The organism is Mycobacterium sp., from assembly GCF_032159765.1.
Taxonomy (GTDB): domain Bacteria; phylum Actinomycetota; class Actinomycetes; order Mycobacteriales; family Mycobacteriaceae; genus Mycobacterium.
Genome location: NZ_JAVHWM010000183.1, coordinates 17,896 through 41,490, shown reverse-complemented (window position 1 = coordinate 41,490; position 23,595 = coordinate 17,896). Strand labels below are relative to the sequence as shown.

General features: G+C 65.9%; 20 protein-coding genes. 9 read left to right on the top strand and 11 right to left on the bottom strand.

The features are described from left to right. Nucleotides 1-52: 52 nt before the first annotated feature. Nucleotides 53-973, top strand: coding sequence for an AAA family ATPase (locus QOH60_RS23940; RefSeq protein WP_526424382.1), 921 nt, complete (start codon nucleotides 53-55; stop codon nucleotides 971-973). After that, complete coding sequence (locus tag QOH60_RS23935) at nucleotides 973-2,295, top strand: DUF58 domain-containing protein (protein WP_526424369.1); 1,323 nt, start codon at nucleotides 973-975, stop codon at nucleotides 2,293-2,295. The genes QOH60_RS23940 and QOH60_RS23935 overlap by 1 nt, the downstream gene beginning before the upstream one ends. Before the next feature lie 89 nt (nucleotides 2,296-2,384). Here QOH60_RS23935 and QOH60_RS23930 read toward each other — a convergent pair whose 3' ends face one another. Next, nucleotides 2,385-3,377 carry a stage II sporulation protein M gene (locus QOH60_RS23930; protein WP_526424368.1) on the bottom strand — a complete coding sequence of 331 codons (993 nt, stop codon included), beginning with the start codon at nucleotides 3,375-3,377 and terminating at the stop codon, nucleotides 2,385-2,387. A gap of 46 nt (nucleotides 3,378-3,423) precedes the next feature. Between QOH60_RS23930 and QOH60_RS23925 the strand changes: the two genes are divergently transcribed. Beyond that, complete coding sequence (locus tag QOH60_RS23925; RefSeq protein WP_526424367.1) at nucleotides 3,424-4,293, top strand: RDD family protein; 870 nt, start codon at nucleotides 3,424-3,426, stop codon at nucleotides 4,291-4,293. Between the two features lie 31 nt (nucleotides 4,294-4,324). On the opposite strand, the gene QOH60_RS23920 is transcribed toward QOH60_RS23925, so the two are convergent. Continuing rightward, complete coding sequence (locus QOH60_RS23920; protein ID WP_526424366.1) at nucleotides 4,325-5,620, bottom strand: carotenoid oxygenase family protein; 1,296 nt, start codon at nucleotides 5,618-5,620, stop codon at nucleotides 4,325-4,327. A 91-nt stretch (nucleotides 5,621-5,711) separates the two neighbouring features. Here QOH60_RS23920 and QOH60_RS23915 point away from each other — a divergent pair, with 91 nt between their 5' ends. Next, nucleotides 5,712-6,242, top strand: coding sequence for a PadR family transcriptional regulator (locus QOH60_RS23915; protein ID WP_526424365.1), 531 nt, complete (start codon nucleotides 5,712-5,714; stop codon nucleotides 6,240-6,242). 1 nt (nucleotide 6,243) lies between these two features. On the opposite strand, the gene QOH60_RS23910 is transcribed toward QOH60_RS23915, so the two are convergent. After that, the gene (locus QOH60_RS23910) at nucleotides 6,244-7,284 is read right to left on the bottom strand and encodes an FHA domain-containing protein (protein WP_526424364.1); all 1,041 of its coding nucleotides are present in this window, start codon (nucleotides 7,282-7,284) and stop codon (nucleotides 6,244-6,246) included. Between the two features lie 178 nt (nucleotides 7,285-7,462). Between QOH60_RS23910 and QOH60_RS23905 the strand changes: the two genes are divergently transcribed. The 3 genes from QOH60_RS23905 to gltD all read left to right on the top strand — a co-directional run bounded on the left by QOH60_RS23905 (nucleotide 7,463) and on the right by gltD (nucleotide 14,286). Beyond that, nucleotides 7,463-7,741, top strand: coding sequence for a WhiB family transcriptional regulator (locus QOH60_RS23905; RefSeq protein ID WP_526424363.1), 279 nt, complete (start codon nucleotides 7,463-7,465; stop codon nucleotides 7,739-7,741). Nucleotides 7,742-8,243: 502 nt separating this feature from the next. After that, nucleotides 8,244-12,827, top strand: coding sequence for a glutamate synthase large subunit (gltB, locus tag QOH60_RS23900; RefSeq protein WP_526424381.1), 4,584 nt, complete (start codon nucleotides 8,244-8,246; stop codon nucleotides 12,825-12,827). After that, entirely contained in the window at nucleotides 12,820-14,286 is a 1,467-nt protein-coding gene (gene gltD, locus QOH60_RS23895; RefSeq protein ID WP_526424362.1) for a glutamate synthase small subunit, read from the top strand. The genes gltB and gltD overlap by 8 nt, the downstream gene beginning before the upstream one ends. Nucleotides 14,287-14,652: 366 nt before the next feature. Here gltD and QOH60_RS23890 read toward each other — a convergent pair whose 3' ends face one another. Further along, nucleotides 14,653-15,393, bottom strand: coding sequence for a hypothetical protein (locus tag QOH60_RS23890; RefSeq protein WP_526424361.1), 741 nt, complete (start codon nucleotides 15,391-15,393; stop codon nucleotides 14,653-14,655). 210 nt (nucleotides 15,394-15,603) lie between these two features. Beyond that, complete coding sequence (locus QOH60_RS23885) at nucleotides 15,604-16,446, bottom strand: LLM class F420-dependent oxidoreductase (RefSeq protein ID WP_526424360.1); 843 nt, start codon at nucleotides 16,444-16,446, stop codon at nucleotides 15,604-15,606. 74 nt (nucleotides 16,447-16,520) lie between these two features. Between QOH60_RS23885 and QOH60_RS23880 the strand changes: the two genes are divergently transcribed. Further along, on the top strand, nucleotides 16,521-17,525 hold the full coding sequence (locus QOH60_RS23880) for a PHP domain-containing protein (RefSeq protein WP_526424359.1): 1,005 nt from the start codon (nucleotides 16,521-16,523) through the stop codon (nucleotides 17,523-17,525). Here QOH60_RS23880 and QOH60_RS23875 read toward each other — a convergent pair. The 3 genes from QOH60_RS23875 to QOH60_RS23865 all read right to left on the bottom strand — a co-directional run bounded on the left by QOH60_RS23875 (nucleotide 17,498) and on the right by QOH60_RS23865 (nucleotide 19,983). Beyond that, complete coding sequence (locus QOH60_RS23875) at nucleotides 17,498-18,028, bottom strand: TetR/AcrR family transcriptional regulator (RefSeq protein ID WP_526424358.1); 531 nt, start codon at nucleotides 18,026-18,028, stop codon at nucleotides 17,498-17,500. The genes QOH60_RS23880 and QOH60_RS23875 overlap by 28 nt on opposite strands. Nucleotides 18,029-18,097: 69 nt before the next feature. Next, the gene (dinB, locus tag QOH60_RS23870) at nucleotides 18,098-19,306 is read right to left on the bottom strand and encodes a DNA polymerase IV (RefSeq protein ID WP_526424357.1); all 1,209 of its coding nucleotides are present in this window, start codon (nucleotides 19,304-19,306) and stop codon (nucleotides 18,098-18,100) included. A 23-nt stretch (nucleotides 19,307-19,329) separates the two neighbouring features. Further along, entirely contained in the window at nucleotides 19,330-19,983 is a 654-nt protein-coding gene (locus QOH60_RS23865; protein ID WP_526424356.1) for a TetR/AcrR family transcriptional regulator, read from the bottom strand. A gap of 77 nt (nucleotides 19,984-20,060) precedes the next feature. Between QOH60_RS23865 and QOH60_RS23860 the strand changes: the two genes are divergently transcribed. After that, nucleotides 20,061-21,539 (top strand): flavin-containing monooxygenase, encoded by a 1,479-nt coding sequence (locus tag QOH60_RS23860; RefSeq protein ID WP_526424355.1) that lies wholly within the window; start codon nucleotides 20,061-20,063, stop codon nucleotides 21,537-21,539. Nucleotides 21,540-21,556: 17 nt separating this feature from the next. Here QOH60_RS23860 and rraA read toward each other — a convergent pair whose 3' ends face one another. The 3 genes from rraA to QOH60_RS23845 form a co-directional block, all read right to left on the bottom strand. Then, nucleotides 21,557-22,042, bottom strand: a complete 486-nt coding sequence (gene rraA / locus QOH60_RS23855) for a ribonuclease E activity regulator RraA (protein WP_526424354.1) — start codon at nucleotides 22,040-22,042, stop codon at nucleotides 21,557-21,559. Nucleotides 22,043-22,149: 107 nt separating this feature from the next. Continuing rightward, nucleotides 22,150-22,701, bottom strand: a complete 552-nt coding sequence (locus QOH60_RS23850) for a hypothetical protein (protein ID WP_526424353.1) — start codon at nucleotides 22,699-22,701, stop codon at nucleotides 22,150-22,152. Nucleotides 22,702-22,761: 60 nt separating this feature from the next. After that, nucleotides 22,762-23,595, bottom strand: a complete 834-nt coding sequence (locus QOH60_RS23845) for a CopD family protein (RefSeq protein ID WP_526424352.1) — start codon at nucleotides 23,593-23,595, stop codon at nucleotides 22,762-22,764.

Here is a 23,595-nt window from a genome sequence, read left to right as displayed (position 1 = left end):
GCACCAGGTCCCAGCTTCCGGCCAGATCTCGCAGGACCCGCGCGCCAAGCTGATGGCGTTGCGCGACGAGATCGCCAAGGCCGTCGTCGGGCAGGACTCGGTGGTCAGCGGGCTCGTGATCGCGCTGCTGTGCCGCGGTCACGTGCTTCTCGAAGGGGTGCCAGGGGTGGCGAAGACCCTTCTGGTGCGCGCAATGGCCGCCACGTTGAACCTCGAATTCAAACGCGTGCAGTTCACCCCTGACCTGATGCCGGGTGACGTCACCGGCTCGCTCGTCTACGACGCGCGCACAGCCGTGTTCGAGTTCCGGGCCGGCCCTGTGTTCACGAACCTCCTACTCGCCGACGAGATCAACAGAACCCCACCCAAGACCCAGGCTGCACTGCTGGAGGCGATGGAGGAACGTCAGGTCAGCGTCGAAGGCGAAGCGCGCACGCTGCCCGACCCGTTCATCGTCGCCGCCACCCAGAACCCGATCGAATACGAGGGCACCTACCAGCTGCCCGAGGCTCAGCTCGACCGGTTCCTGCTCAAGCTCATCGTGCCGCTGCCGCCCCGCGACCAGGAGATCCAGATCCTCAACCGCCACGCGCACGGGTTCGATCCGCGCGACCTGTCGGCACTTCAGCCCGTCGCCACCGCCGAGGACCTGAAGGCGGGACAGCGAGAGGTGCAGGAAGTGCGGGTGGCCGACGAGGTGCTGGGCTACGTCGTCGATATCGTGCGCGCCACCCGCCAGTCGCCGTCACTGCAGCTGGGCGTGTCGCCTCGCGGTGCAACAGCGCTTCTCGGATCAGCGAGGGCGTGGGCCTGGCTGTCTGGCCGTACCTACATCACACCCGACGACGTCAAGGCAATGGCCCGCCCCGTCATGCGTCATCGGATCGGTCTGCGCCCCGAGGCCGAGCTCGAGGGAGCGACCCCCGACGGCGTGCTCGACGGCATCTTGTCGTCGGTGCCGGTGCCGCGCTAGTGATCATCACCGGCCGCGCCGGGTTGCTGGCGCTGCTCTGTGTACTCCCCATAGCGTTATCTCCGTGGCCGGAAGCACTTTTCGTGGCATGCCTGATCGCGATTCTGACCCTCATTCTGATCGACTTCGCACTGGCGGCAAGCACGCGTGCGCTGCAGTTCGGTCGCGAGGGCGATGCCGCCGCGCGGCTCGGCCAGGCCGTCGACGCGGTGTTGGTGGTGACCAACGGCGGACGTCGCAGCTTCAAGGGACAGATCCGCGACGCCTGGGCGCCCAGCGCAAGAGGCACACCACGCGCACACACCGTCACGATCACGCCGGGCGAACGCAAGACGCTCGTCACCCAATTGCGGCCGATGCGGCGCGGCGACCAACGCGCGGCGACCGTCACCGCTCGCGCCATCGGCCCACTGAGGATCGCGGGTCGGCAGAGCTCGCGACAGGTACCGTGGCAGGTCCGCATCCTTCCGCCGTTCCTTTCCCGTAAGCACCTGCCGTCGCGGCTGGCGCGGCTGCGCGAAATCGACGGCCTGCTGCCGGTGCTGATCCGCGGGCAAGGCACCGAGTTCGACTCGCTGCGGGAGTACGTGGTCGGTGACGACGTTCGATCCATCGACTGGCGGGCCACCGCCCGTCGGGCCGACGTGGTGGTCCGGACCTGGCGTCCCGAACGCGATCGGCGGGTGGTGCTCGTGCTCGACACCGGACGCACGTCCGCGGGCCGGGTGGGGGTGGACCCGACAGCGAGTGATCCCGGCGGCTGGCCGCGGCTGGACTGGTCGCTGGATGCCGCTCTCCTTTTGGCGGCGTTGGCTTCCCGCGCAGGCGATCACGTCGACTTCCTGGCCCATGACCGGGTGGCTAGGGCCAGTGTCTACAACGCATCCCGGACCGAGGTGCTCTCTGCGTTGGTCGACGCGATGGCCCCGCTGCAACCCGCGCTCGTCGAGTCCGATTCGACGGCGATGGTCGCCGCCATTCAGCGCCGCACCCGCAGGCGGGCGCTGGTCGTCCTGCTCACCGACCTGAACGCGTCAGCGCTCGACGAGGGCCTGATGCCGGTGCTGCCCCGGTTGACGGCCAAGCACCAGGTGATCGTCGCCGCCGTCTCCGACCCGCGCGTCGATGTACTCGCGGCCGGGCGCGCGGATGCCGCGCAGGTGTACGACGCGGCCGCCGCCGAGCGGTCCCGCAACGACCGGCGGGCGATCGCAGCACGGATGCGGGCCAGCGGCGTCGACGTCGTGGACGCCGCTCCCGAGGAATTGGCGCCGGCGCTGGCGGATCGGTATTTGGCGATGAAGGCTGCGGGCCAGCTGTAACGCGGCCGCAAATCGCGCCGAATTCTGCAGCAGGGCCGCGGTTTTCGCGCCATGCACAGCCCTCATGCAGAAGTCGATGCGGTGAGGGACTAACGCACCACGTCGACGTCCGGGGCGTCGCTGAGGTCGCCGGATTCGCCTGCCGAAGCCGCTTTGCGACCGAAATGAATGATGTAGGCCAGGAATGCGGCCTCAGCCAGCACACCGATGCCGATGCGCGCGAACGTCGGCAGCGGCGACGGAGTGACGAGCGCTTCGATCAACCCCGAGACGAGCAGCACCACGAAAAGGCCGACGGTCACGGCGACGACGGCGCGGCCCTGCTCGGCGAGCACCTGCAGACGCGGCCGGTTACCAGGCGAGACAACGGTCCATCCAAGGCGCATCCCGATCGCAGCGGCGAGGAAGACGGCCGTCAACTCCAGCAGCCCGTGCGGGGTGATCAGGCCGAGGAAAATGTCGCCCTTGCCCTTGTCGAACATCACGCCAGCGATCAGGCCGGTGTTGGCGGCGTTCAAGAACAGCACCCGAGGGATCGGGATGCCCAGCACGACGGCAGAGGCGATGCACTGGGCGGCGACCAGTGAATTGTTCACCCAGACCCCGAGCGCGAAAGACCCCGCCGGGTGCTCGCTGTAGTAGTTCGCGAAGTCGTGGTTGACCAACTGCTCGACCTCATCCGGCGTGAACGCCGCGGCTTGCACTTCGGGATTGCTTCCCACCCAGACGGCGATCACCGCGGTGACTGCGAGGAACGCGACGGCCGTCGCCAGCCACCATCGCCAAGCGCGGTACGCCACCACCGGGAACGCCACCGTCCAGAACCGGACGAATTCGCTCCAGAGTGGTGCGTGCGCACTGGTCACGGCAGAACGCGCCCTGGCGATGAGGCTGGACAATCGGCCGACCAGAGTCGAGTCGGACGACGCCGACCGCACCATCGACAGGTGTGTCGACACGCGCTGGTAGAGATCGACCATCTCGTCGATCTCGGGACCCGAGAGCCGACGCCGCCGTTTGACCAGGAATTCCAGTCGATCCCACGTGGGGCGGTGGGCCAGCACGAACGCGTCGACATCCACGCGGCGAGTCTAGAACCCGGCGCCGGTGGCGGTAGCCTTCCGCCATATGGCCGATGTAGTGACCGGCGACGCGGTTGTCGTCGAGGTACAGATTGCGCAGCTCCCGGTGCGGGCCGTCGGCGCGATAATCGACATCACTGTCACGCTCATCGGCTACCTCATCGGCGTGCTCCTCGTCGCAGCAACGGTGACCGAATTCGACGACGCGTTGGTGAGGGCGTTTTTGATCATCTTCACCGTGCTGGCTTTCATCGGCTACCCGGTGGTCCTCGAGATCAGCACTCGCGGGCGATCACTCGGCAAGATGGCGATGGGACTTCGGGTGGTCTCCGATGACGGGGGCCCGGAACGCTTCCGCCAGGCGCTGTTTCGCGCGCTGGCCGGGTTGATCGAGATCTGGGGTCTTCTCGGTGGCCCCGCAGTGATCTGCTCATTGCTGTCGTCGAAGGGCAAGCGCCTTGGCGATGTGTTCGCGGGCACCGTGGTGATCATCGAACGTGGGCCCAAGCTTCAGCCCGCACCCGCGATGCCGCCGTCGTTGGCGTGGTGGGCCTCGTCGCTGCAGCTTTCCGGTCTCCGACCTGAGACCGCCCAGATGGCGCGCCAATTCCTCTCCCGGGCAACGCAACTCGTTCCGCAGGTGCGCGATCAGATGGCACAGCGGATTGCGACCGATATGGCGGCGCAGGTCTCTCCGCCTGCGCCTCCCGGGGTCCCCGCCCCATACATGCTCGCGGCGGTATTGGCTGAGCGGCATCGCAGGGAACTCGTGCGGATGAGACCGGGAGCCGCACTGCGGCCTGCTCCGGCCGCGGCACCGCCGCCCGTTGCCCCTGCAGCACCCTCACCGCCTCCACCGTCGGCGCCGGCACCCGATACTGCGCGGGACGCAGGGGGATTCGCGCCGCCGAACTAGCGCGGCCGCTCAGTCGGAGCAGCGAGCCGGTTCAGTCGGTGATCCAGTTGCCGTGGAAGCCGTGCGGCACCCGATGCGGAAGTTGCACCCGCGCAACGGGTTCACCGGTGAAATCGGACGCATCGATGATGACGAGATCACTGCCGTTGCGCGCTGCGTCGTACACGTAGGTCATGTAATAGCCCGAAAGCTCACCGGGATTTGACGCAGCGAAGACGGCCTCCCCGGGCTCGCCGCGGAAGCGACTCTCCTGGGCAGTTCCCGCCTCGAAGTCGTAGCGCAGCAGGTTGTTATCGCCCACCGCGACCGAGTAGCGCGCCGCGAGGCCGGCCCTTCTGTCGTCGATGCGCGGGAATTCCACGCCGCGATCGTCGAGTTGCTGCTCGTGGACAGTGCCCGTCGCCAGATCGATCGTCCAGCGCCACATCACCCCGTCCTGGTCGAATCCACCATTGTGACGCCACAACTCAGGATACCGAACCGCTTGCAGCACAATCGAGTTGCCCGCGTCATAGGAATTCGCCACATGGAACACGTAGCACGGCTCTATCTCGAACCAGCGGATCTCACCGTGCGGATCGTCGCGGCGCATGACGCCAAAACGCGCGCCGTAGTTGTCATCCCAGCGATAGGGCATGTCACGCTCACCGCTCACGGCGACATCGAGGTTGAACACGATCGGCAGATCCATGAAGATCACATGCTCTGCGGTGAGCGCGAAATCGTGCATCATCGTGTTCGCCTTGACGTCGATCGCACGGTTGATCGTCAGCTCGCCCGACGCGTCGGCCCGATGGTAGGTCACATACGGAGCCGTCAGGCTGCCGTAGCCGAAGAAGTGCAACTCGCCAGTCGTCGGGCAGATCTTCGGGTGCGCGGTCATCGAATCCGCGAGCTTGCCGCCGAAGTCGTAAGCGCCCAGCGTCTCCAGCTCGTTGGTGATCTCGTACGGCAGCGAGGTCTCCACAAGCGCGAGCGTCTTGCCGGCGTGGCGGATGACGTGGGTGTTGGCGACGCTTGCGTGCAGGTTGCGGGTGAGGTCGGGGTTGTACAGCGGGATGGGCGTTTCGAAGCTGTCGGTGCGCACCCAGCGATTGCGGTACCAAGCGGCGCGGCCGTTCTCCAATCGCACGCCGTGGACCATGCCATCACCGGTGAACCAGTGGCCGGTGGCCTCACGCGGGTTAGGGCCGTTGCGCAGATACCAGCCATTGAGCTCCGGCGGGATTGACCCTTCGACCGGCAGATCGAATGCGGTCAGCTCGTCGGCGACTGGCGCGTAGTTGCCCTTCAAGAACGGGATGATGGTGTCGGCCGTTTCGGTCATCGGGCCCTCTTCTCGTTGACATTCCAGTTCTGACATGTCAACTATGACATTCCTATATTGACATGTCAACAGCGGAGGCTAGGATCTCGTCATGAGTTTGCGACACGCGGCGCTTGGCCTGCTCGCACGGGCTCCTGCCAGCGGTTACGACTTGCTCAAGGAGTTCGAGGTCTCCATGGCTAACGTCTGGCCGGCGACCCAGAGCCAGCTCTACGGCGAGTTGAACAAGCTCGCCGACACCGGGCTGATCCAGGTGGCGGATGTCGGTCCGCGCGGACGCAAGGAGTACGCGATCACCGACACGGGACGGGCCGAGCTGCATCGCTGGCTGACATCTCCGCAGGACGATCCCAATTTCCGCAGCGCGCAGCTGTTGAGGGTTTTCCTTCTCGATGAACTCCCCCACGACCAGGCACGCGATTTCGTCCAGTTGTTCCGAACCGAGGCCGACGAGGAACACAAACGCTACGAGGAGATCCGCGACTCCTACGACTGGTCAGAAAGCGATCACGCGTTCTTCCAGCGAGCCGCTCTGGAGAACGGCCTGCGGTTTACGCGTATGCAGTCCGAATGGGCGAACTGGCTGCTCGACGAGCTGGACCGGCGTCCGCGGCAAACCTGAGTCATCCGCCGAGGGCCTCCAGCTGTGCGACGAACGCCTCGATCGCGGCCGCGTCATCGTCGGTCGCCGGCTGACCGGCTTCGACGGACTCGATCAGATCGCTCGATACCCCGACTGCGTTGGCGGTCTCGGCGGCCGACAGCTGGGCCCGTCGGCGCGCCGCGTAGAGACGCTGGCCCAGCGTCGCGTTGGGCGCCGTCGCGGCGGCGAGCATCAGTTCTTCGCGTCTGGTGCGCACTGCGCTCAGAGCCATGACGACGGCGGCCATGCCACGGCTCTGCCGGGCGGCACGCGCGACGACGGCCTCCAGCTGACGCAGGTCCGCCAGAATCACCTCCGCCTGCTGGGCGAACCCTGGGGTCGACGTGTCGGGCAGCGCGGCTATCGCCGATTCGAACGTCTTCATTGCAACGTCGACGGCCCCGACGATCAAAGGCGCCTGATCGGAGCCCGGATCCGGCTCCTGCCGCTCGCCCGGCGCAGCGCCGCCATTGCGGATGTTCGCGATCGCTCCCGGCGGCCACTGAAGCACTTCTTCGAGCTTGGCCCGTGTGCGTTCCCTCGGCCAGCTGCGGCCCTTCTCGAACGCAATCAAGGCTCCGGCGTTCATGATTCGGTATTTCGCGAGGGTCCGCTGGGTGATGTCGAGCTCGCGGCGTCTCGCAGCTACGGCCGCGCCCGCCCTGGCGATGCCGCTGTCGACAGGCGCTTCGTCGCTCGTATCGTCGGAGGCATCGCCGTCCGAGAAGGTGAAGGTGACGGCTGCGCCTTCTGGGCTGCCGACGTGGATCGTCAGCCCGTCTTCGATCCCGACGACGTCGTGGCGCACGTCGCCGACGTACATACCGGTACGGCTTCCGTTGTCGACAGCACGCCAGCGACCCTGCTCGAGTTCGAGGCGGACATGGGCGGGCGACACTCGGGGGTCCGTCACCGCAACGTCGGCATCGAGCCCTCGCCCGATCACCGCGGGAGCACGCTCGGGCGCGAACGTGTACACCGCACCCGCGCAGTGGACGATCAGCGTCGCGGCGGCATCCATCGCCGATCACTGTATCCGTCAACACGGACGTTTCGGAGCGGACAGACCGTATCGTCGCTATGGTTGTTCGGCCCGATTGGCCTCGGAATCCCACAATGCGTCCACATCCAACGGGCTAATCGTTGCGTTGCTACGGATTGGCTGCTACGGTTTTGCCATCTCAATTCGAGGAGTCGCGATGACCGTGCTGATCGAAGAACCACTCGCCACCGACCTCCAAGCCGGCGCCTGCACCCATGACCCCGACCGGTGGATGACCGCAACCGACGCCGCCACCAAGGCGGTATGCCGGGCCTGTCCCCGGCGGTGGTTGTGCGCGAAGGAGGCGTGCGAAATTCCTGCGGCGCAAGGCATGTGGGCGGGCGTTCACATTCCCGAAGCCGGCCGGGGTCGCGCCTTCGCCCTCAAGCAGCTCCGGTCGTTGGCCGAGCACGGCGGATATGCAATACGCGGCTAGCGCGCGGGCACGAGGGGAGCCCGCGCCATGCCGCACTGGCCCAGGAGAAGCTGAGTTCTGGCCCGCTCGAACGGCATTGGCAGTCGGTTGTGCTGCGTCATCGCCTCCTGCACTGCGCCAAGCGCGGGTTTGACCTCCCCCTCGGCGGCCAGCCGCTGCTAAGTTGGGAGATCGTGTCCGGCGCTGATCCAACGTTCGGTCATCGAGCCTGAGTGCCACACCCCGGGACGCCGGCGACCTCGAAGGCGGGTTCTCCGGGAGCTCGTTAGGCCGGACTAAGTTGGCATGTCAGGCGGGGTTTGTCATATCGTTTGTGGACTTGTCGATAACCGGGACAAGTGCAGCGTTCAGCGTGGCACGGCTGCAGCCCCAGCGTCGGGGTTCGGTTGGAGTTTGCGGCCGGGATAAACCGGCGCAAAATTGATGAGGCCAGGGGTGCGACCCGTCGTGTCGGGAGCACACCGTGGTACCGGACCAGGACTTCGCGAAGGGTTTGATGGGAATGGCGCCTTCCAGTGTCGGGCTCTACAACCCCGTATACGAACACGACGCCTGCGGCGTCGCGATGGTCGTCGACATGCACGGTCGGCGCAGCCGCGACATCGTCGACAAGGCGATCACTGCGCTGCTGAACCTGGAACACCGCGGCGCCCAAGGTGCCGAGCCGAATACCGGTGACGGCGCCGGGATCTTGATTCAGACACCCGACGAGTACTTGCGGGCGGTTGTCGACTTTGAGCTCCCCGAGCAGGGTAGCTACGCGACGGGGATCGCGTTTCTGCCGCAATCGTCGAAGGAAGCCGCCGATGCGTGCGCGGCGGTGGAGAAAATCGCCGAATCGGAGGGCCTGACGGTTCTGGGCTGGCGTGACGTACCCACCGATGATTCCTCGCTCGGTGCGTTGGCGCGAGACGCGATGCCGACGTTTCGGCAGGTGTTCCTAGCCGGCGCATCCGGAATGGACTTGGAGCGCCGGGTCTATGTGGTCCGCAAGCGCGCCGAGCACGAGCTGGGCACAAAAGGACCCGGGCAGGACGGGCCCGGCCGTGAAACCGTGTATTTCCCAAGCCTTTCCGGGCAGACATTCGTCTACAAGGGCATGCTGACCACACCGCAGCTCAGAGAGTTCTATCTCGATCTGCAAGACGAGCGACTGGTGAGCGCGCTGGGAATCGTACATTCCCGGTTCTCGACGAACACGTTCCCGTCGTGGCCGCTGGCCCACCCATTCCGCAGGATCGCGCACAACGGCGAGATCAACACCGTCACCGGCAACGAGAACTGGATGCGCGCCCGCGAGGCGTTGATCCGCGGTGACATCTTCGGCGGTCCGAACGAGGTCGAGAAGCTGTTCCCGATCTGCACCCCCGGCGCGTCGGACACCGCACGGTTCGACGAAGTTCTCGAACTGCTGCACCTCGGCGGGCGCAATCTTGCTCACGCCGTGTTGATGATGATCCCCGAAGCGTGGGAGCGGCACGAGTCGATGGACCCGGCGCGGCGGGCCTTCTACGAGTACCACGCCTCACTGATGGAGCCCTGGGACGGCCCGGCATCGATGACGTTCACCGACGGAACGATCGTGGGCGCCGTGCTGGACCGCAACGGTCTTCGGCCGTCGAGGATCTGGGTGACCAGCGACGGACTCGTGGTGATGGCTTCCGAGGCCGGTGTGCTCGATCTGGATCCGTCGACGGTGGTGCGCCGGATGCGTCTGCAGCCCGGCCGCATGTTCCTGGTCGACACCACCCAGGGGCGCATCGTCGCCGACGAGGAGATCAAAGCCGAATTCGCCGCCGAACACCCGTACCAGGAGTGGCTGGACAACGGACTCGTGGCGCTCGAGGAGTTGCCGCAAGGTCCCTACGTGCGCATGCCACACCACCGGATTGTGCTGCGCCAGTTGGTTTTCGGCTACACATACGAGGAACTCAGCCTGCTGGTCGCGCCGATGGCGCGCACGGGAGCCGAGCCGCTCGGGTCGATGGGCACCGACACCCCGGTCGCCGTGCTCTCCCAGCGCGCAAGAATGCTCTACGACTACTTCCAGCAGTTGTTCGCACAGGTGACCAATCCGCCGCTCGACGCGATCCGCGAGGAGGTGGTCACCAGCCTGGAGGGTGTCATCGGCCCGGAGGGTGATCTGTTGTCGCCCGACGAGAACTCGTGTCGTCAGATCGTCTTGCAACAGCCGATATTGCGTAATCACGAGCTGGCCAAGCTGGTCAACATGGACCCCGAGGCCGAGATCAACGGCCGCCGACACGGCATGAGCACCAAGGTGATTCGCTGCCTTTACCCGGTGGCCAAGGGTGGCGACGGGCTCAGGGACGCACTCGACGACGTCCGCGCCCAGGCATCGGCCGCGATTGCCGACGGGGCGCGGATCATCGTGCTGTCCGACCGCGAGTCCGACGAGAAGCTTGCGCCGATCCCGTCGCTGCTTTCCGTGTCCGCCGTGCATCACCACCTGGTCCGCGAGCGGTCACGGACGCTGGTCGGACTCGTGGTCGAGTCGGGTGATGCGCGCGAGGTGCATCACATGGCTGCGCTGATCGGGTTCGGCGCCGGGGCAATCAACCCGTATATGGCCTTCGAGTCGGTCGAGGACATGCTCGACCGCAAGGTGATCGTCGGCCTCGACCGCGAAAAGGCCCTCGGTAATTACGTCAAGGCCGCGGGCAAGGGTGTGCTGAAAGTGATGTCCAAGATGGGCATCTCGACGATCGCGTCCTACACCGGAGCTCAGCTGTTCCAGGCGGTCGGGATCTCGCAGGCGGTGCTCGACGAGTACTTCACCGGCTTGAACTGCGCTACCGGCGGCATCGACCTCGACGACATCGCCGACGACGTCGCGTCCAGGCACTCGTTGGCGTTTCTGGCGCGCCCCGAGGAGCGCGCGCACCGCGAGCTCGAGGTCGGCGGCGAATACCAGTGGCGGCGCGAGGGCGAGTACCACCTGTTCAACCCCGACACCGTGTTCAAGCTGCAGCACGCCACGCGCACCGGGCAGTACGAGATCTTCAAGGAGTACACGAAGCTCGTCGACGACCAGAGCACGCGGATGGCCTCGCTGCGCGGCCTGCTGAAGTTCAAGGACGACGTTCGCCCGCCGGTGCCGATCGAAGAGGTTGAGCCCGCCACCGAGATCGTCAAGCGCTTCTCGACGGGCGCGATGAGCTACGGTTCGATCTCGGCCGAGGCGCATGAGACGCTGGCCATCGCGATGAATCGCCTTGGCGGACGGTCGAACTGCGGGGAGGGCGGCGAAGACGTCAGCCGGTTCGAACGCGACGAGAACGGCGACTGGCGGCGCAGCGCGATCAAGCAGGTCGCCTCTGGCCGGTTCGGCGTCACGTCGCACTACCTGACCAACTGCACCGATCTACAGATCAAGATGGCGCAGGGCGCCAAACCCGGTGAGGGCGGCCAACTCCCGGGCGGAAAGGTGTACCCGTGGATCGCGGACGTGCGGCATTCGACGCCGGGCGTGGGATTGATCTCGCCGCCTCCGCACCACGACATCTACTCGATCGAAGACCTCAAACAGCTTATCCACGACTTGAAGAACTCCAACCCGCAAGCCCGCGTGCATGTGAAGCTAGTTTCCGAGAACGGGGTCGGCACGGTTGCGGCAGGCGTGTCGAAAGCGCATGCCGACGTGGTGCTGATCTCCGGCCACGACGGGGGCACCGGTGCGACGCCGCTCACGTCGATGAAGCATGCCGGCGCGCCGTGGGAGCTCGGGCTGGCCGAGACGCAACAGACGTTGCTGCTCAACGGGTTGCGGGATCGGATCGTGGTGCAGGTCGACGGCCAGATGAAGTCGGGTCGCGACGTGATGATCGCTACCCTGCTCGGTGCCGAGGAATACGGCTTCGCCACCGCGCCGCTGGTGGTATCGGGCTGCATCATGATGCGGGTCTGCCACCTCGACACCTGCCCGGTCGGTGTCGCGACGCAGAACCCCGAGTTGCGCAAGCGCTACAACGGCAAGCCGGAGTTCGTCGAGAACTTCATGTTGTTCATCGCCGAAGAAGTACGCGAATACATGGCGCAGTTGGGGTTCCGCACCATCAACGAGGCCGTCGGCCAAGTCGGCGCACTGGACACGACGGCGGCTTCCGAGCACTGGAAGGCGCGCAAGCTCGATCTCGCGCCGGTTCTGTACGAGCCGGACTCGCCGTTCATGAGCCAGGACCTGTACTGCAGCTCGCGGCAAGATCACGGGCTCGATAAGGCGCTGGACCAGCAGCTGATCGTGATGAGCCGCGAAGCACTCGACCAGCAGAAGCCGGTCAAGTTCTCGACGACGATCTCCAACGTCAACCGCACCGTGGGCACGATGCTGGGTCATGAGCTCACGAAAGCCTATGGTGGCGAAGGACTTCCGGACGACACCATCGATATCACGTTCGACGGTTCGGCCGGCAACAGCTTCGGCGCCTTCCTGCCGAGGGGGATCACGCTGCGGGTGTACGGCGACGCGAACGACTACGTCGGAAAGGGGCTGTCGGGTGGTCGAGTCGTGGTGCGCCCGTCGCGCGAGGCACCGGCGGAGTACGTCGCGGAGGACAACATCATCGGCGGCAACGTGATTCTGTTCGGCGCCACCAGCGGTGAGGCGTTCATCCGCGGCCAGGTCGGCGAGCGCTTCGCGGTCCGCAACTCCGGTGCACTTGCGGTGGTCGAGGGCGTTGGCGACCACGGCTGCGAGTACATGACGGGTGGCAAGGTCGTCATCCTCGGGCCCACAGGCCGCAACTTCGCGGCGGGCATGTCCGGCGGGGTCTCCTATGTGTACGACCCCAGATACGTGCTGCCCGACCACCTCAACCCGGAGATGGTCGAACTCGAGGAGTGCGACGACGACGATTTCGACTGGCTGTATCACATGCTGACCAAGCACGTCGATGCCACCGAGTCCACCGTCGGCAGGCGCATTCTGTCGCATTGGGGAAGCGAGCGTCAGCGATTCGTGAAGGTGATGCCGCGGGATTACAAGCGGGTACTCGAAGCGATCGCGGAGGCCGAGCAGAAGGGCACCGACGTCGACGAGGCGATCATGGCGGCGGCGCGTGGCTGATCCCGCCGGCTTTCTCAAGCATCGAAAGCGAGAACTGCCCACCCGTCGGCCGGTTCCGCTGCGCCTTCTCGACTGGCAGGAGGTCTACGAGGACTTCGACCACTCCGCGCTTCGGGTCCAGGCATCCCGATGTATGGACTGCGGAATTCCGTTCTGCCACAACGGCTGTCCGCTGGGGAATCTGATTCCCGAATGGAACGACCTGGTGCGCACCGACCGGTGGCGCGACGCGATCGACCGGTTGCATGCGACCAACAACTTCCCGGAGTTCACCGGACGGCTCTGCCCGGCACCGTGCGAGGCGTCGTGCGTGCTGGGCATCAATCAGGACCCGGTGACGATCAAGCAGGTCGAGGTCGAGATCATCGACAACGCGTTCGACGAGGGCTGGGTCGTCCCGGTGCCCCCACAGGTGCTGACCGGCCAGACCGTCGCCGTAGTCGGGTCGGGCCCTGCCGGCCTCGCGGCGGCCCAACAGCTCACCCGGGCAGGACATTCCGTGACGGTGTTCGAGCGCGACGACCGCATCGGCGGTCTGCTGCGGTACGGCATTCCGGAATTCAAGATGGAGAAACGCCACATTGACCGGCGGCTGGCACAGATGGAGGCCGAAGGCACGGTGTTCAAGGGCGGCGTCAATGTGGGCGTCGACATCACCCCAGAACAGCTGATCGCCGACTTCGACGCCGTGGTGCTCGCCGGCGGTGCCACCGCGTGGCGTGACCTGCCGATCCCGGGCCGCGAGCTCGACGGCATCCACCAGGCGATGGAGTTCTTGCCGTGGGCCAACCGCGTGCAGCAGGGCGATGACGTCCTGGACGCGGACGGACAGCCGCCGATCACCGCCAAGGGCAAGAAGGTGATCATCATCGGCGGCGGCGACACCGGCGCCGACTGCCTGGGCACCGTGCACAGACAGGGTGCCTCCGAGGTGCACCAGTTCGAGATCATGCCGCGGCCACCTGAGGCGCGCGCCGAGTCGACGCCGTGGCCCACCTATCCGCTGATGTTCCGCGTCTCGTCGGCGCACGAGGAGGGCGGCGAGCGCGTCTTCTCCGTCAACACCGAACAGTTCGTCGGATCCGACGGCCAGGTGACGGGCCTACGCGCGCACGAGGTTCGCATGGAGAACGGCAAGTTCGTCAAGGTCGACGGCACCGACTTCGAGCTGGCCGCCGATCTCGTCCTGCTCGCGATGGGTTTCGTCGGACCCGAGCGTGAGGGTCTGCTGGCCGGGCTTGGCGTCGAGTTCACCGACCGGGGGAACGTGGCACGCGACGACGCCTATGCGACGACGGTGCCGGGCGTGTACGTCGCCGGCGACATGGGCCGCGGCCAATCACTGATCGTGTGGGCGATCGCCGAGGGGCGCGCGGCAGCCGCGGCGGTGGACAAGTACCTGATGGGTGTGACGGCGCTGCCCTCCCCGATCAAGTCCACAGCGGCCCCTCAGCGGTAGCCGGCTCCCGCGGGCGACCACAAGTCTCGACATGTAGTTGAGACTTTTTGGGCGTGCCTCCCAAAGTTTGCCGTGGTTGCGGTGTTCAATATCTACTCAGCGGTAGGCGGTGTATCGTCGTCATCTGCGTCAATTGGTCGGAGCTTCACCCCACAGGAGTGGTCATGGTGCACCGTAATCCGGTACCGCGGACCCGGGTAGGTCGAATTGCCTGGTCCTGGTTTCGGCATCCCGTCAAGAGCCGCGAGTTTCCGGCCAGACTTGAACGTCTGGTGACCGCCGACGAACTGTTGCGCTACGGCGTCTGACACGTCTGCGCTCGCAACTGCGGCAGCCTGCCCGCTGAACGCCTATATTTGCTGACCGTTACCAATCTGTGATCAAGAAGCCATGCTGGAGCTCGGCCCCGAGTCCGGCGGCCGAGGGATCGGCGGCCTGCACTGCCGCGATCTGCAACCGGCGGACCTTACGTCTGCCGATAGCCCGGCCGAGCGACAACGCGGGGCTCTTGCGATGCACCTCGCCATATTGCAGCACCAGCGTCGATCGCAGCATGTTCGCCGCGCACGGCAGATTCCCGTGCAGGGTTCTATACCCCCAGAACACATACGCGTTGCCCGGCTTCATGTTGACGATGTGCCGCTCGGGATCGCGGAAAATCCTCTTCGCAAAACGCCTGCGGTAGAACGAGTTATGGGTGGCGAGCTTGTCGATCACGTGCATGATCAGAAAACGGCGGAAGGGTCGCTTGTTGGGAAGAGTGACAAGTTCCGCCGAGTCGCCGACCTGCCCGTCGGGGATGTAGATCGGCACCACCATCGTCACCACGCTCGCGTCGTAGTGGAAGAGCATTGCCGGCCCCTGGGTGTCCGCCGGACCGGTGCGCACCGTCAGACCGCTGCGGATCTTGCCGGACTGCGACACGCGCGGCCAGCCGGCCTCAGCCGCACTGGCGAACAGTGCTCGCAGTTCAGGGGTGGCGACGAGCTCGTGGGCCGGCGTGTTGGTTTCGTCGGCGGCGTCAGGAACCAGGAAGTCACGGTCGCCGTGGGCTGCGATGTACTCGGGCACCGATGCACGCGCCGCGTCGAGCCACTCGGGCGGCACGACGTTTCGAGGCAGACAACGCCGTCGATGTCGAGTTTCGTCACGAGATCGTCGGCCGAGACTTCCCGAAGGTTGATCGCCGTCGTCACGCTGACCCTTCCATGAAGCCAATCAGCTGATCCGCACCATGTTTGCGGCCGGCTTTGAGTATTTACCGACGGGTCAGTGACGTGCAAGTGATACCGCCGTTAATCCAGGCGGTCGCTAAACCTACAGATCGGATGTTTTGATCGCGTCGGCAAGAGGTTGGAGCACCGCGGGGTCATACGGCGGGGGCAGATACACGATGGCGAGGTCGAGCCCCTCCTCGCCCAGCGCGCCCGCCTCGGCGACTACCTTCGCGTAATCGCGGTCGTCGCCGAGCCGCACGTGCGCCGACAGCGCGATCTCTTTCGGGTCGCGGCCGATCTCGGCGCAGTGAGACGCCAGAACGTCACGCTTCCTTGCGAATTCGGCCGGCGTGCCGCCTACGAAGTTCCAATGCTGCGCATACCGGGCGGTGATCCGCAACGTGCGCTTCTCGCCGCTGCCGCCAATGCAGATCGGGGGATGCGGGCGCTGCGGGCCCTTGGGCTCGTTGCGTGCGGCCTTGAGTTGGTAATACGTGCCGTCGAAGTCCGTCGTCTCCTCCGACAAGAGGCCGACCAGCACCTGGCACGCCTCCTCGAAGCGGTCGAAGCGCTCCTTGATGGTGCCCAGCTCAATGCCGTAGGCGCCGGATTCCTCTTCGTTCCAGCCTGCGCCGATCCCGAGTTCGAGGCGGCCGCCCGAGACGATGTCCAACGCCGAGGCCATGTTGGCCAGCACCGCGGGATGCCGGTAGTGAATGCCCGTGACGAGGACGCCGACCCGCAACCGCTGCGTGGCCTGGGCCAGCGCGGTCAGCGTGATCCAGCCTTCCAGGCACGGGCCCGCGGAGGCGGAAAAGATTGGGTAGAAGTGGTCGAACGTCCAGCCGGACTCGAAGACATCGATGTCGTCGGCTTCCCGCCAGATGGCGAGCATGTCGGACCAGGTGGTGTTTTGGGGGGAGGTCTTGAAGGCAAATCGCACTCGTTCGAGCCTAGTCCTGTTCGCGCGTCGGCGGCTCGTCGCGCTGGCGACCTCTGGCTAGCACACTGGAGGCCATGGACCCCGTCGCCGCACTGCGGGAAATCGCGTACTACAAGGACCGTGCCCGCGAGGAGTCGCGCCGCGTCATGGCCTACCGCCGCGCCGCCGACGTAGTCGAGGCACTCGACGACGCAGAGCGCGACCGTCTCGGTCAGACCAACGGCTGGCAACGCCTGTCTGGTATCGGCCCGAAGACCGCGCTGGTGATCGCGCAAGCATGGTCAGGACAGGTTCCAGACCTTCTCGTCGAGTTGCGGTCCAGTGCAAGCGATTTGGGCGGCGGTGAGATTCGGGCTGCGCTGCGTGGCGATCTGCACCTTCATTCCAATTGGTCAGACGGCTCCGCGCCCATCGAAGAGATGATGCAGACCGCCCGCGCGCTGGGCCACGACTACTGTGCGCTGACCGACCACTCGCCACGACTGAAGATCGCCAACGGGCTGTCCGCTGAACGCCTGCGCGCGCAGCTTGACGTCATCGACGAGCTACGGGAGACGGTTGCCCCGATGCGGATACTGACCGGGATAGAGGTTGACATCCTCGAGGACGGCGCGCTCGACCAGGAGCCGGAGCTGCTCGAGCGGCTCGACGTCGTTGTGGCCAGCGTGCATTCCAAGCTGTCGATGGAGGCAGCGTCCATGACCCGGCGGATGGTGGCCGCGGTGACCAACCCGCACACCGACGTCCTCGGGCACTGCACCGGCCGCCTGGTCGAGGGCAACCGCGGCGTGCGTCCCGAGTCGAAGTTCGATGCCGAGCAGGTCTTCACAGCTTGTCTCGAGAACGGCACCGCCGTGGAGATCAACTCGCGCCCCGAGCGTCGCGATCCGCCGCGCCGGTTGCTGGATCTGGCGCTGGAGATCGGGTGCATGTTCTCCATCGACACCGACGCTCATGCGCCCGGCCAGCTCGAATTCCTGGCCTACGGGGCCCAGCGCGCTCTGGATGCGGGCGTGCCGACCGAGCGGATCATCAATACCTGGCCCGTGGATCAGCTAGTGCAATGGACCCGCAGTTGATCCGAGTCCACCCCGACCGCGGCGACGAATTCTTCGCTGAGTTCGGGATCCGCGCGGTCCACCGCACGTGAGATCACCCGGGCGCCGACGAAGCACGCGAGGACCCCGACCGCGCGGTCGCGGTCGCCGTACTGCTCGCTCAGCACGTCGAGAAGTTCGCTGACACCTTTGGCGTATAGCGAGGTGAGGTGCGTGTCGCCCTTCGACGACTCACACAGCATCGCCGCCGACAAGCACCCGCCAATGCCGCTGTCGTGCGTGCGCTCGAGCCGCTCCCCGCCGCGCAGCAAAGCCAGTGAGCGCGCGAACGAGGTGGTGCACGCGGTCACGACTAGGTCATCCTTTGACGTGAAATGGTTGTAGAAACCGCCATGGGTGAAGCCCGCGTCCCCCATCACCTCAGCAACCCCAACGCCGTCCACTCCGCGCTCGGCAAACAGCCTGATCGCGCTGTCGATGATCCGCTGTCGGTTGATCTCTGCCTGCTTGCGCGTTACCCGCATCTATCCGTCCTCCCGGTTTGCTGTAATGCGGTTACCCAGCATCCGACGGAGTCATGCTCGACATTTGATTCAATCGGGTAAATGAGGCATTTCGAGCCCGCGATCGCGGTGCAACAGCACCGCCCGAGTGAGAGCCGAGTTGCCAAAGCGACTCCGTACGCCGTCGACAGCGCTATCGAGGGCCAGAGAATGACCGGCGGCAGACCCGTCGAATGGCAGCTCAAGTTGTTGGGCGCCGGACCGGTCGATGTTCGCGACGCTGAAGCCGATCAGCGTCAGGCCGCGTTCGGAAATGAGCGTGTCGGCCGCGTCGACCAGCCTGCGGGCGGCCACCAGCAGCGGCTCGGTGGACGACGTCGCCTCCGGCAGGGTGTGCGAGCGCGTCGCCCGTGCGAAGTCGTCGAAACGTAACCTCATCATCACGGTGCGTCCCGTTCGCCCCGCTGCTCGCATCCGCCGCGTAATGCGGTCGACGAGCGTGACGACCGTGGCGTCGACTTCGGCGGGAGTGTGCCGGCCGCGGCCGAGCGCCCGTTGGGCACCGATGGACCGGCGCCGCACGCCCGTCTGCACCCGCCGGGCATCAACGTTGCGGGAAAGTGCGTAGAGCTGACGGCCCATTGCTTGGCCGACCAACGACGCCAGCATCGTTTCGCCGAGCTCGGCGACGTCGGCCACTGTCTCAATTCCATGCGAATGAAGTTTGTCGGCCGTCACCGCGCCGACTCCCCATAGCCGACGCACCGGCAGCGGCTGCAGGAACTCCAGCTCCGCATCGGGCGGGACGAGCAGCAGTCCGTCCGGCTTGGCGACCTGGCTGGCCACCTTCGCGAGGAACTTCGTCCGGGCAATCCCGACCGTGATCGGCAGCCCGACCCGCTCGCGCACCTCGACGCGCAGCTTCGCCGCGATGCTCACCGGCGTGCCCGCGATCCTGCGCAGGCCGCTGACGTCGAGGAACGCTTCGTCGACCGACAGTGGCTCAACGGCGGGCGTGGTGTCGCGGAACACGTCGAACACCGCGTCGCTGGCCGCACTGTATGCCGACATGCGGGGCGGCACGACCAGCGCGTGCGGGCACAACCGACGGGCTTGCCCGCCTCCCATCGCGGTTCGCACCCCGTAGGCCTTGGCTTCATAGCTTGCCGCCAGCACCACACCGCCACCGACGATGACCGGGCGGCCGCGCAGCGCAGGATCGTCACGTTGCTCGACGGACGCATAGAACGAATCGAGGTCCGCATGCAAGACGGTGGCATCACGGCCGGACACGAACACATGTTCGCATCGGCTACCGACAATTACCGCGGTGGGGTGCCGTAGATGCTGGTGAGCCAGATGTGCGTCAGGGTGTCGACGACGTGGTCGTATTCGACAAAGGGCTGCTCGCTAGCGAAGGTGGCCGACATCGCGCGCTCGTTCATCAGGTTCAGCGACGTCGCGAGGTCCCTGGCCAGGATCGTGTCAGGAGCGGCTCCGCGCTGACGCTCGGCCTCGATCAGTGCCGCGGTCTGATTGATCCACTTCTGCATCAGGGTCAGCCATACCTGGCGGAAGTCCGCGTGCGACGCCAGCAGCAGGAATCCCGAACGCGCGACCCAGCGATGCGATCCGAACGCGTCGAAAAAGGCGCTGATGCCGATCCGCCATCCCCGCGCGGGATCAGCGGGCAGCTTCTCGGCCAGCCCGTCCAGCGTGTCGTTCGCCTGCTTGATCACCCGATCCAGCAGCGTCAGCACCACGGCATCCCTGGACGGGAAGTAGAAGTAGAACGTGGGCCGCGAGATACCGGCACCCTTAGCCAGATCGTCGACCGATATCTCGGTCAGCGGCCGTTCTCCCAGCAGCCGCTCGGCGGTCGTCAGGATCGCGGCCTCACGATCGTCGCCCGAAGGTCGCGACGAGCGCCGGCCCCGGGAAACAGCACGGGGTAGAGGCGTCGCGGGCGGGATCATGGCGAGCACTTTACGCCATGTCGAGATAATCAACACACTGTTGACTAACTCAACACACCGTTGATAGCGTCTTCGCCATGACCGAACATCTCGACGTGGTGATCGTCGGCGCCGGAATCTCCGGCATCAGCGCGGCCTGGCACCTGCAGGACAGGTGCCCGAACAAGAGCTACGCGATCCTCGAAGCGCGCGACAACCTCGGCGGCACGTGGGACCTCTTCAAGTACCCCGGCATCCGATCGGACTCCGACATGTTCACTCTCGGCTTCCGGTTCAAGCCGTGGACATCGGAGAAGGCGATCGCGGACGGGCCGTCGATCATGTCGTATCTGAAGGAGGCCACCTCCGAGTTCGGCATCGACGAGCACATCCGCTTTCGCCACAAGGTGCTCGGTGCCGACTGGTCCGACTCGGCGAATCGATGGACATTGCGGGTACAGCGCGGCGCAGACGAGGTGGAGATCACCTGCTCGTTTCTGTTCGCGACAACTGGCTACTACAACTACGACGAGGGCTACACTCCCGAGTTCCCCGGCGCAGCGGACTTCGGCGGAACGATCGTCCATCCGCAGCACTGGCCAGAAGACCTTGACTACCAGGGCAAGCGCATCGTCGTTATCGGCAGTGGCGCGACCGCAGTGACATTGATTCCCGCCCTTGCGAATTCGGGTGCGGGCCACGTGACCATGCTGCAGCGCTCGCCGACCTACATCGGGTCGCTCCCCGACATCGATCCCTTCGCGGTGCGGACGATGAAGATCCTGCCGCCGAAGCTCGCCTATGTGGTGAATCGGTGGAAGAGCATCGGGTACCAGAGTTTCACCTACCGGCTCAGCCGCCGCTTTCCCAACTTCATGCGCAAGCAGCTGATGACCATGGCCAAGCGTCGCCTCCCCGAAGATTATGACGTTGCAAAGCATTTCGGCCCCAAGTACAACCCGTGGGACGAGCGCCTGTGCCTTGCACCCAACGGCGATCTGTTCAAGACGATCCGCAAGGGCCAGGCCGACGTCGTGACCGACACCATCGATCGATTCACGACCACGGGCATCAAGCTTGGTTCGGGCGACGAAATCGAAGCCGACATCATCGTTACCGCAACGGGTTTGAACCTCCGGCTGTTCGGCGGTGCGGCGATCCTGCGCAACGGCGTACCGGTGGACCTCACCGGGCTGATGACCTACAAGGGCATGATGCTCTCGGGCATGCCCAACATGGCATTCACGATCGGGTACACCAACGCGTCATGGACGCTCAAGGCCGACCTGGTATCCGAATTCGTCTGCCGCGTACTGAATTACATGGACGCCGAGAATTACGACACCGTGGTGCCGGAACATCCGGGTGATTCGGTCGACGAGCGCCCGCTGATGGACTTCACCCCGGGGTATGTGCTGAGGGCGCTGGACAGTCTGCCCAAGGCCGGATCGCGCGCTCCGTGGCGGCTGAAACAGAATTACCTGCTCGACCTGCGGCTGATCAGGCACGGCAAGGTCAACGACGAGGCATTGCACTTCTCCCGGCAGACCGCACGTGTCGAGGCGGTTTTGGCCTGACTCACGAAAGTCGTCGGTTACCCGCCGACGACGACGATGCCGTCGTCATCGCTGTAGACGACTTCGCCTGGCACGAACGCGATTCCGCCGAAATCGACTTCGACGTCGCGTTCCCCCGCGCCCGTCTTGGCGCTCTTGCGCGGGTTGGTGCCGAGCGCCTTGATGCCGATGTCGATGTTGCGCAGGGCCGCCGTATCACGCACCACGCCGTTGACGATGATCCCGGCCCACCCGTTCGATTGGCCCAGTCCCGCGATCACGTCGCCAACGAGCGCACTGTGCAGGGAGGCCCCGCCATCGATGACCAGCACCCCGCCGTGACCGGGTTCGGACAGCACCGACTTGAGCAGCGCGTTGTCTTCGAAGCACCGCACGGTGTGAATCGGCCCCGCGAACATCACCTGGCCGCCGAACTGTCGAAATTGGGTGTCACAACTTCGAACGTCGACGCCGATCTCGTCGACGAGGTCCGCGGTGGCTTTCGGTTCTACCGGGTTGGTCACGGCGTCGAATCTAGCGGGCCGCCCCAGCGCTCCCGGGCTTCGGCCGCGTATTCCTCGAAAATAGCTATGATTCCCAAGATTCCGACGTCAAGCAGGTTGGCGTGACATTAGTCTTCCGGTCGCCGCAACCGGCGGATGACCAGAATCGCCAACAGGGTCGCCGCCAAGACGACCGTGGCCCGCACTCGCGAATAGGCGGCGATCGCGCTGCCGAGTGTGTCGCCGGCCGTGTCGACTGCTTGTTTGGCTTGTGCGGCAATCTGGTTGACCGCAGCGGACGGCTGCTGGCCGTCGTTGCCGGCCCGCGGCGGTGACGTTTCGGCGATCTTCTGTGGCGGCGGCGCTGGCACAGAAGGCTTGACCGCTGTTGGTGGCGGCGGCGCCTTTTTCGGGGGTGGCGGCGGAGGCGCCTTCTTCGCCGGTGCCGGCGGAGGCGATTTCTTCGCGGTGGCCTTCTCCGGCGTTGCCTTTGCAGCCTTGCTGGCCTTGGGAGGTGTCTTCTTCGGCGGCGAGGCCTTCTTCGCCGCCTTCGCGTGGGCCTTCTTGGCGGCCTTAGCCGGACTGCGTTTGACGGGAGGCTTCGGTTCCGAGGGTGGCGGGTCGACGCCCGGCGGAGTGTCCTCGCGCGGCTCGTCTGGTCGATCCTGCTCGTCTGCCATACGGGGCTCCTTCGCAGTGTCTCGCAGGGTACCCATCATGCCAGCGGCTATCGCGCTCCCTCATCCGGTCACCGCGAGCACGGCCGCAAGAGTCAGCGCCAGCGCCATCAGCGTGAGTTCTGCGACCGATTTCCGCTGCGACATCCCGGCGCTGACTCTGTGGGACCGCGCGGCCGGAACCCATACGGTGCGGTTACGCCACCCGAGCACGACGAGGGCGAGCAGCGTCACAACCTTGGCCAGCAACAAGCGCCCGTAGGTGGTTTCGTACCACACCGTCGGCGGACCGGCGGCCAGCAGCGCACCGACGATCCCGGTGGCGAGCACCACCGCGACACATACCAGCGATATCGCAGAGAACCTCGGAAGCACACGTGCCCACTGGCCCCGATGACGGATCGTCACCGCGAGCGCAACCAACCCTCCGCACCAAATGGCTGCGGCGATCGCATGCACCGCGATCGCCAAGGCGCCCCACGTGTTTTCGGATAGGTGGCCGGCCATCGCGCGGGCCGCGAAGCCAACGCCTGCCGCCCCCGCCGTCGCCAGCCGGGCCGACGGCGACCGACCGACCGCGAGCGCCGCGAGACCGCAGACTGTCGCCGCGGCTGCCGCGCTGAGAAGCCCCGCGCGTCCGGCGCCGGTGTGCAACGCGAACTCCGCGGCCGTCCACGCGGACAGCCGCGGCAGTGGCACCGCGGCCGCTTCGGCGGCGGACGTCGCCAGGCGAAGAGCCTCCGCAACCAGCCATACCGCGCTGGTCACGATCAGCGGACCCGCCGAAGCCAAGGCCAGCTCATCCCGTCGGCGACCGGTGTCAAGCGCAGGGACGATCGCAAAGCCGATCGTGGCGACCGCCGCGGTGTCCGCCACGATGCGCACGACGGCGCCCAT

What these genes read in the sequence shown, in the direction of transcription:
- QOH60_RS23915 (WP_526424365.1), top strand. Translation starts at nt 5,712, where the DNA reads ATGAGTTTGCGACACGCGGCGCTTGGCCTGCTCGCACGGGCTCCTGCC.
- QOH60_RS23925 (WP_526424367.1), top strand. Translation starts at nt 3,424, where the DNA reads ATGGCCGATGTAGTGACCGGCGACGCGGTTGTCGTCGAGGTACAGATT.
- QOH60_RS23940 (WP_526424382.1), top strand. Translation starts at nt 53, where the DNA reads ATGGCGTTGCGCGACGAGATCGCCAAGGCCGTCGTCGGGCAGGACTCG.
- QOH60_RS23845 (WP_526424352.1), bottom strand. Translation starts at nt 23,595, where the DNA reads ATGGGCGCCGTCGTGCGCATCGTGGCGGACACCGCGGCGGTCGCCACG.
- QOH60_RS23850 (WP_526424353.1), bottom strand. Translation starts at nt 22,701, where the DNA reads ATGGCAGACGAGCAGGATCGACCAGACGAGCCGCGCGAGGACACTCCG.
- gltB (WP_526424381.1), top strand. Translation starts at nt 8,244, where the DNA reads ATGGCGCCTTCCAGTGTCGGGCTCTACAACCCCGTATACGAACACGAC.
- QOH60_RS23905 (WP_526424363.1), top strand. Translation starts at nt 7,463, where the DNA reads ATGACCGTGCTGATCGAAGAACCACTCGCCACCGACCTCCAAGCCGGC.
- QOH60_RS23910 (WP_526424364.1), bottom strand. Translation starts at nt 7,284, where the DNA reads ATGGATGCCGCCGCGACGCTGATCGTCCACTGCGCGGGTGCGGTGTAC.
- QOH60_RS23865 (WP_526424356.1), bottom strand. Translation starts at nt 19,983, where the DNA reads ATGATCCCGCCCGCGACGCCTCTACCCCGTGCTGTTTCCCGGGGCCGG.
- QOH60_RS23880 (WP_526424359.1), top strand. Translation starts at nt 16,521, where the DNA reads ATGGACCCCGTCGCCGCACTGCGGGAAATCGCGTACTACAAGGACCGT.
- QOH60_RS23875 (WP_526424358.1), bottom strand. Translation starts at nt 18,028, where the DNA reads ATGCGGGTAACGCGCAAGCAGGCAGAGATCAACCGACAGCGGATCATC.
- QOH60_RS23920 (WP_526424366.1), bottom strand. Translation starts at nt 5,620, where the DNA reads ATGACCGAAACGGCCGACACCATCATCCCGTTCTTGAAGGGCAACTAC.
- QOH60_RS23860 (WP_526424355.1), top strand. Translation starts at nt 20,061, where the DNA reads ATGACCGAACATCTCGACGTGGTGATCGTCGGCGCCGGAATCTCCGGC.